Origin of the sequence: Oligoflexus sp., assembly GCF_035638955.1 — a bacterium.
GTDB lineage: Bacteria > Bdellovibrionota_B > Oligoflexia > Oligoflexales > Oligoflexaceae > Oligoflexus.
This window is the reverse complement of record NZ_DASQYZ010000443.1, coordinates 1-6912: the sequence shown is the minus strand read 5'-3', so window position 1 is coordinate 6912 and position 6912 is coordinate 1. Positions and strand designations below refer to the sequence as shown.

The following is a 6912-nucleotide window of genomic DNA, read 5'->3' as shown; positions in this document are numbered from 1 at the left end:
CCGTGCATCCCCATCGTTGAACAGTCTGGCTTTCTCAGCCATCATGAAATGTTCTGCTGTGGGATAACAATGATTTTCAATAACGAAAGGCGCCACATGCCATTGACTCAGGCAGGACTCATTCACGCGTCCATGGGATGGAGTGTGTCCCCAGAAGAAATGAAACTTGAGCGGCTCTCCGCTTCGAAAGCGTTGTTGAAGATTCAGAAGGTGACCCATTTCGTTTGCCTCACGCGCACATCCCCGGAAACATACCAGTCGACTCGTTAGCAACCAAGTGGGGAAGCGGGTAACGGACCTTTATCGTCCTCATGCGATGAGTTGACGCCGATGGGGGGAGTCCCCACTATTTGTAAAGTGGATTTGTTAGAGCTCTCAATCCTGTTGACGATCGGATCAGTTGACGCAGGATTCCTTTCGGACATCCGCGAGGTCGATCTGATTTTGACTCCTGATTTTTCGTGGCTTTTTATTCCTGACTACAGGAAATAATGTGAAGGCACCAGCGTCAAGGGTCTCCCTTTTTCAAATCCCTTTCTAATTATCTTGATGTAAGAAGATCAGGGTGCTTCATACTTGTCAAAAGCTCAATAAAATACAGATGGATCTAGAAAACAGAAGACTTTCGCGGACAGCAGAATACCGGCCATCTGATATTTTTTGGGGAAATTGTCCATCCTGGCTAAATTTTTCGCCAAGGCAAAAAAACGTGAATATACGTATTTCCGCAGGGTCTTCATTTTACGAAATGCGCACCGAATTGATCCTTAGAGCTTGGTGTGAATGGCATCCACACAAATAGACAGTATCGAACCACTGAACTAAGGAAACTCATTATGCTCAATGTAGACAGTGACAAGCGCAAATTCACAGTGCTGGCAGTGGATGACAGCCGTGACATGCTAGTCCTCTTGAAATCGGTTCTCAAACGCAAAGGTATGACTGTATTGACGGCTGAGACGCCCAAGGCAGCTTTCAGTCTCTTTCAGAAACATCCCGAAATCAACCTCATCATCATCGACATCAACCTGCGCGATCAGGAAAACGGCATTGCGCTGGCCAAGAAGTTTCATGATTGCGGGGCGCGACGGCTTTTTTCCATGTGCTTCGTCAGTTCCTCGCGGGTGGACGAGAGTTTTGTCGAAGCCGTCCACAAAATCGGTGTCGACGATTTCATCTCCAAGCCGATCAATCTTGAAACCTTGCAGTCCAAGATTGACGGCCTTCTAGGCTGCACGTTTCAAAATATGGATCTCACCAAGCGCATCAATTGCCATTTAAACTGTGAACTCCAGGGTGTGAACATTCGTCCTAAAATATCCATGACCAGGATAACGCCGTCCGGTTTCGTGATCCAGTCATCGGCCGATATCGAGGTCGGAATCCTGGTCGATATTCACTGCAGACAACTGCAGACAGTCGTGAACGCCCAGAGCTTTGTCGTCAAAGTTCTGCAGAGCCAAAAATCTGGAAACGCAGAAATGCCCTTCGAGCTGTGTCTGCTGCTGGTTGATTCCAATTATCAGGTGCGCTTGGCGCTCGAGTCGCTATTTACACGGCATAAGTTGCCTGAAGGGCTAGTGCGGGATGTCGGCGACGATCGAATGGAATTGGCTTTCATGCCCGATACGGGTTACGGTCGGCCACCCTTCATCCGTGGACATTAAGGGAGCTTGGGCACCGAGCCTAAGGTGCGTACGTATATCCGGCGTCTTCGGCTAAAACCCTAGCGCCCTAATGGAATATGCGCTCTTGCTCCTCATCGCTTACACGGCCTGCTAAGCGGCTCGCGCCCCGTTCAGGATTACAAGAGCCGGTCTTACCTGTCTGGCCATCATTCACTTGCCATCGATTGGCTCTCTTCGCAATATGGTGAGCCAAGGGAAGATCCCCTATTACAACTTGGGCCGCCGTCGGCTGTCTCAGGGCACTTTTCAGGATTGTCGATATTCGATGGCACCAATTCCGGTGAGTGTTCACCTACGACGTATCAGACGTCCTGTTATCAGGGGTGTAATACCAATGTCCTTACCAGCAAGAAGGATGAGCTCGCATTCTTCCTTGCCGGTTCCGAGATTACTGAGATTTGCAGCTCTTACCTGGCAAAAGGCTGCGCAGCGCTGGTTGATGATTGTCCTTTATGAATGAAGGATGGGTTTCCGTCACCTGATACGGCGATATCCCTTCCGAAGGCATGCGGTCTCCTGAGAGTCGGCTCATAAACGTGCGAAGCCCCTCGCATCTGCATAGCAAGATGCGAGGGGCTCGGCCGTGAGATGCAGTCGCTCTCTTACGAGGGAAATTCCGCGTCAAACCATTCTTTCAACTCGGTGCGGATCAGTTCGAATTCCTGCTGAATCCGGTCGTTATCCTGCATGACGGTTGCGCCTTTGGTCGCGATGTCGCTGCCGATAGCTTCAGCCAGGCCTGAGACGTCGGGATTCTCAATCGCGGGAAGAGGGGCTTCGCGATTCGTGGTCAGGGCGTCCAGCAGTTTCAGATCTCGGACCGGGGTTGTGTTGACTGTACCGCTCAATGCGAAGTTGATGACCGCGGAGCGAAGGACGGAATTGACGATCTTCGAATATTCCGGGTTGAACTCGCTGAAGCGGTTCAGGAGTGTCGTGCGCTGGATGCTGGTGTCATTCAAATTCGCGATCACGCTTTCGATGTGCGATTTAACCTTCGCGTCGACGGTGCCGCCCGCCTTGTCGAGTAGCTTTTGCAGCTCTGAACTCACTTCGGCCGCAGCTTGCTTGCTGTCCATATGATGAACGAAGAACGCGTCACGCAATTTCAACTGCTCCGACTCCTTCTTGCTCAGTTCGATCTCAGCCTTCTGCAGATTATTTTCGCCAGGATTGCGGGCATAGACGAGCCTTTCCCGGTAGGCTTCGACCCAAACGGCGATCGATTCATTCAGCTTGCGGTTTTTTTCGTCCAGACCCTCGGGTCCGAGCACCTTCTCATCACGAATCTTTTGATATCCTTCCCACACAGCCTGCGTCTTATCCACGGCGGCAGGTGGTGGTGGTGCCTGATCGGAGGATTTTTTCGAGCTGTCTTTACCGCAACCATTCAAGGTCAGGGTAGAAAGGGCGAGGAGGGCGCTCATGGATACAGCTGTCGTCAATCTTATCGCGAACATGGGATTCCTTTCGGTTATGGAAGCCGAGAAGTCGATTCAGGCCAACGCCGGAGCCGAGGTGAACCTCTTGAAAGTCGAAGGATCTCGGTGGATATTGCACCGAATGCGCCTTTTTTACTCTATAAGTCTCTTTGGAAAGAGCTGGCTTGGATCAAAAAGCGGCGAGACGGAATCCAGCGAAATACGCCTGCGCGTTTTCCTGCCTTTTCCCGCGGCGGCGATACAGGTCGCCGTCTTTCTCGTTTTTATAAAAATGCTGATGCTGGATGTCCTGACCTGAGGCACCGATCACGAGCTGCTGATACTTGCCGACAGAAAGCGCGAGCATGAAACGCAGTTCCTGCATCTTCATGGTCGTGTAACCATAATTCAGGTCGTCCTTCGTCGCACTGCGCTTGAAATATCCATGCTCATAGGAGTAGCTAAATATGGGTGTCAGAGGTGATTCTGGCAACGCGATCACTTCCAGAATGGGGCCGTAGTAGCGATATTCCACCACACCGTTTTCGGCCTTTTGAGCGTTTCCTAAAAGTCCGGTATAGGACGCACCGAGCGTCGTGGCGAGAAAGCGATGACGCGACAGGAGCCAGCCGCCCTGCATACGCCCGCTCACGATATCGGTGTTGAGCATGTCATCCTTTTGGACAACGGCCTCACCATAGGCGGACGCATTGATGCCGTGTTTCAGAAGGCTTTGTTTGTAGGGTATGGGTTTTGCCCAGGCGCTTGTGCCGATCAGGAGCAGAGCCAAGGTCCAGAATTTCATGGCTCATCTCCCGAAGCTTTGAATCCATAAGTGGCCGACACATTCTTGTTATCTTTCGATTCAGTGAGCTCCAGCTTATCGATGTTATCGAAGAACACCTTCAGGGTAGCTTTTTGCTTGTCCTTGCCCATTTCCAAAGCAATTTTCTTCTGGGCAAGATCGGAAACGGCGCTCAGAGTGATCTCCGTGGCCTTTTCATCCTTTTGAGTGTCCTTCAGTTTCTCGCATTTTTCATCTTCATAGGTTACGAGGGAGCGCGTCATGCTGATGTTTTTACCGACTTCAAACTGAACGATGCTGTGCTTGCTCTCTGCACAGGCTGTTTGCCAGATCCCATCACGGCGCAAAAGACTCTTGGCGAAACTGATAACCATGAGTTCACTTTGTCTGCGCTGCTCTTCACCCGAATCGACGGGGACTTTCTTGAGAGTCAGAAAATTATCCTTGTCGGCGAGTTGCGCCAAGGCCAGATCAGGCTTCTCCTTCAGCTCGAAGATCTTCGGCAATTCGACAGTGCCGCTCTTGAAGCGATATTGCGATTCCAACTTTTTGCTCTCGTCCCATGTGAAGTGAAGCGTAAAATCGGAACTCTCTTTGACCGGAGCCAGTTTCCATTTCGCGGTGAGGTTTTCCTCCTCGGTCGGCTGGTCCGCGCAATTGGGGTTGGAATATTGCCGTTGAACGAGCATGACCCCGCCGTCACCGGTAAAAATATACTCGTGGCCTTTGGATTCCGTTTCCGAAGTCGGGCTGCAGGCCTGCCAGGTGCCGAGCAGTGCAGCCTCTTCGCGCTTCAAGGCCGCGGTAGCCTTGTCAGTCTGGGCTTCTTCCATAACTTCATCATCCACACTCTTGATACGCGTTTCCCCGCAGGCGAGGAGCAGGGACAGAAGACTCAGGCTGAGGTATGTTTTCACCGGAAATTCCTTATCAAATTTTCATGCGGCAAAGGGTCAAGCAACCGCTTTCATACCGAAGGAAGCCGCAGGCAGCAAGATATTGAGGCTGTGATTGAAAAAAATCGTTCTCAGAATATGCAGCGGAAAGGGACTAGGATGCCTTGAGTTGGTGTATGACAGGTCGAATAGGCAGCGAAATCCGTTTCATGGACCAACTCGGTAGCATCAGCAGGGAACCCGACCAGTGCTTACAGGCCCAAGGACCAGGGGCTCCAGGGGGAATTCCTCGTTGATGAAGTCACGAAGATCCTCAGGCGAGAGCAGGTCACTGCGAATCAAAAAGAGTTTGACGGGTTTCGATTGTCCCGTGAAGGTACGCGAGCCGAGATAAATCAGTTCATCAGGTCGCATGGTCAGATGCTCCACAAAACTTTCGGTCATGATGATATTGGAACCGGGCAAACGGTGGACCATCTTTTCAATCCGCTGCAAAAGATCGATATCATTCGAGGTGGCATCGAAGGATTTCCGGGTCACATCGCCTGCGGGTATTTTCAGATGAACATGGACATCCACCACCGCATCATGCGCCGCGTGCAGGGCAATGCCGCATTCGAGGTCCACATGATAGACCTTACTGCGGGATGGTAAGGATTCCTACGCGTGTTGAGCACCACAAGTTATGCTGACATTCTTGAAACTCTTGCACAAATAGAAAGCTTCATTTAAGACCCATCATCCCGGGTTTGAATCGAGCCGCGACTCCATGCGTCTATGGTTTGAGCAAAACCTCGCCTGACGCCCTCAGGGGCCGCACCCATAAAGATCGAGCGAACTCAAAGGTTCTCTCAAATCGCCTTTCTCGTCTTGACTAGAGCGCAGCCGAGGCAAACAGCTGCTATGGCCAACCCTGCGAGGCAAATGAATTCCCAGGTTCCGAACAGCAGATTGAATTTCGCGGCCTCGCCCAGAGCAACTCCGGACCGCAGCATCGGCGAATGAAACATGTATAGATTCCAGGAGAAATGCAATGCCCACGCGTAGGCGATATGACCAAACCGGACGATAAGCAAATTGCGAAGGATCCCGGCTAGTATGAGCCCCACCAGCGACATCGGATGCAGGCTCTCTCTAGGCAGAATGAGTCCGGACTGATAGAAGACCACATGCATCAATCCAAACACGACAGCCACGATTACCGTCGCCCACGTCTCTGATAAGCTCAGGCAGCGATCTTGCACAAAGCGAAGCAATAAGGAACCGAGGATGATTTCCTCGGCGCAGGTCTGGACCAGCGTGAAGATCATGCCCGGCAGAACATGGGGAAGGATTGCGACGAGGTCGATGGTCACCTCGCTTCGCGCCGCAACTTGCGCATAATAGAAGCGAAAGATCCCCAGAAAAACGCCGGTGGCCGCCAAGGCCAGCAAAAGGGTCTTTCCGTTGAATTCCAGGCCTGCCCTTTTCTGCCAATCCGTAGGCCAAGCCATGCGGAGGAAGTAAAGTATCAGCGCCAGACCGACGACAGGGATAATTGTGGCGACAAAGGCCGAATAGATAAGGCTGACCCAGCTGAAAAGGGCACATGTTACGAAAAACCTCTGTTTCCATAGAACCATTTCTGCTCCTTTGTAGCAGCGGGCACTTTATCCGTCCGACTTGCAACAATTCGACTTGCCTTACGGGGATCAGGATGCGGAGGCATGACGAATATTGCAGGTCACTTGACAGGCTGCTCCAGGAAGGTCTCATCAGTCCGATGGCAAGGTCTTGGGGCATTCGTCTCGACATTAAAGCAGCAGAGCAGCTTTTGAGTGACCATCCTCTGGCTGACAGCGATCTTAAACAAATTGTGGATCACGGAAAATAGGTCAGTAATATTCTGTATTTCGCAACACCCTCTTTCGCTTATTCAGAGCCATATAGAGAAAAAACAAAGGGGTTGAAAAACAACCCCCTATCGTTTACTTGATGGCCCAAAAGTCCTGCGACAGCCCAGGGGTTTCGATAATCCTGTAGGGGAGATAACCGTAGCCTTTTTCGCCCCAGCTCTCGCCCCAGCTATTGCGAATAATGAAAACCTGCCTGCAGTCGTCATA

The 6912-nt window shown here is 51.4% G+C and carries 8 protein-coding genes; 1 reads left to right on the top strand and 7 read right to left on the bottom strand.

Annotated elements, in window-relative coordinates; translation table 11 throughout:
- A partial coding sequence (locus tag VE954_RS36410) for an NADAR family protein (protein ID WP_324962394.1) occupies positions 1 to 219 on the bottom strand: 219 nt, incomplete at its 3' end.
- Positions 220 to 836: 617 nt separating this feature from the next.
- Here VE954_RS36410 and VE954_RS36405 point away from each other — a divergent pair.
- Positions 837 to 1667 carry a response regulator gene (locus tag VE954_RS36405; protein WP_324962391.1) on the top strand — a complete coding sequence of 277 codons (831 nt, stop codon included), beginning with the start codon at positions 837 to 839 and terminating at the stop codon, positions 1665 to 1667.
- 623 nt (positions 1668 to 2290) lie between these two features.
- Here VE954_RS36405 and VE954_RS36400 read toward each other — a convergent pair.
- The 6 genes from VE954_RS36400 to VE954_RS44575 all read right to left on the bottom strand — a co-directional run.
- Positions 2291 to 3148 carry a hypothetical protein gene (locus tag VE954_RS36400; protein ID WP_324962389.1) on the bottom strand — a complete coding sequence of 286 codons (858 nt, stop codon included), beginning with the start codon at positions 3146 to 3148 and terminating at the stop codon, positions 2291 to 2293.
- A 151-nt stretch (positions 3149 to 3299) separates the two neighbouring features.
- Entirely contained in the window at positions 3300 to 3914 is a 615-nt protein-coding gene (locus VE954_RS36395) for a hypothetical protein (RefSeq protein ID WP_324962387.1), read from the bottom strand.
- Positions 3911 to 4831 carry a hypothetical protein gene (locus VE954_RS36390; protein WP_324962385.1) on the bottom strand — a complete coding sequence of 307 codons (921 nt, stop codon included), beginning with the start codon at positions 4829 to 4831 and terminating at the stop codon, positions 3911 to 3913. The genes VE954_RS36395 and VE954_RS36390 overlap by 4 nt, the downstream gene beginning before the upstream one ends.
- A 207-nt stretch (positions 4832 to 5038) precedes the next feature.
- Positions 5039 to 5437 carry a hypothetical protein gene (locus tag VE954_RS36385; RefSeq protein WP_324962383.1) on the bottom strand — a complete coding sequence of 133 codons (399 nt, stop codon included), beginning with the start codon at positions 5435 to 5437 and terminating at the stop codon, positions 5039 to 5041.
- 224 nt (positions 5438 to 5661) lie between these two features.
- A complete protein-coding gene (locus VE954_RS36380; protein ID WP_324962381.1) occupies positions 5662 to 6432 on the bottom strand; it encodes a type II CAAX prenyl endopeptidase Rce1 family protein in 771 nt (256 codons plus the stop codon).
- A gap of 345 nt (positions 6433 to 6777) precedes the next feature.
- Positions 6778 to 6912: C1 family peptidase (locus VE954_RS44575; RefSeq protein ID WP_414699063.1), on the bottom strand; the 135-nt coding region annotated here is incomplete at its 5' end.

Excerpts from the sequence above, each read along its gene's own strand:
- VE954_RS36380 (WP_324962381.1), bottom strand. The coding sequence starts at position 6,432 with ATGGTTCTATGGAAACAGAGGTTTTTCGTAACATGTGCCCTTTTCAGC.
- VE954_RS36395 (WP_324962387.1), bottom strand. The coding sequence starts at position 3,914 with ATGAAATTCTGGACCTTGGCTCTGCTCCTGATCGGCACAAGCGCCTGG.
- VE954_RS36405 (WP_324962391.1), top strand. The coding sequence starts at position 837 with ATGCTCAATGTAGACAGTGACAAGCGCAAATTCACAGTGCTGGCAGTG.
- VE954_RS36400 (WP_324962389.1), bottom strand. The coding sequence starts at position 3,148 with ATGTTCGCGATAAGATTGACGACAGCTGTATCCATGAGCGCCCTCCTC.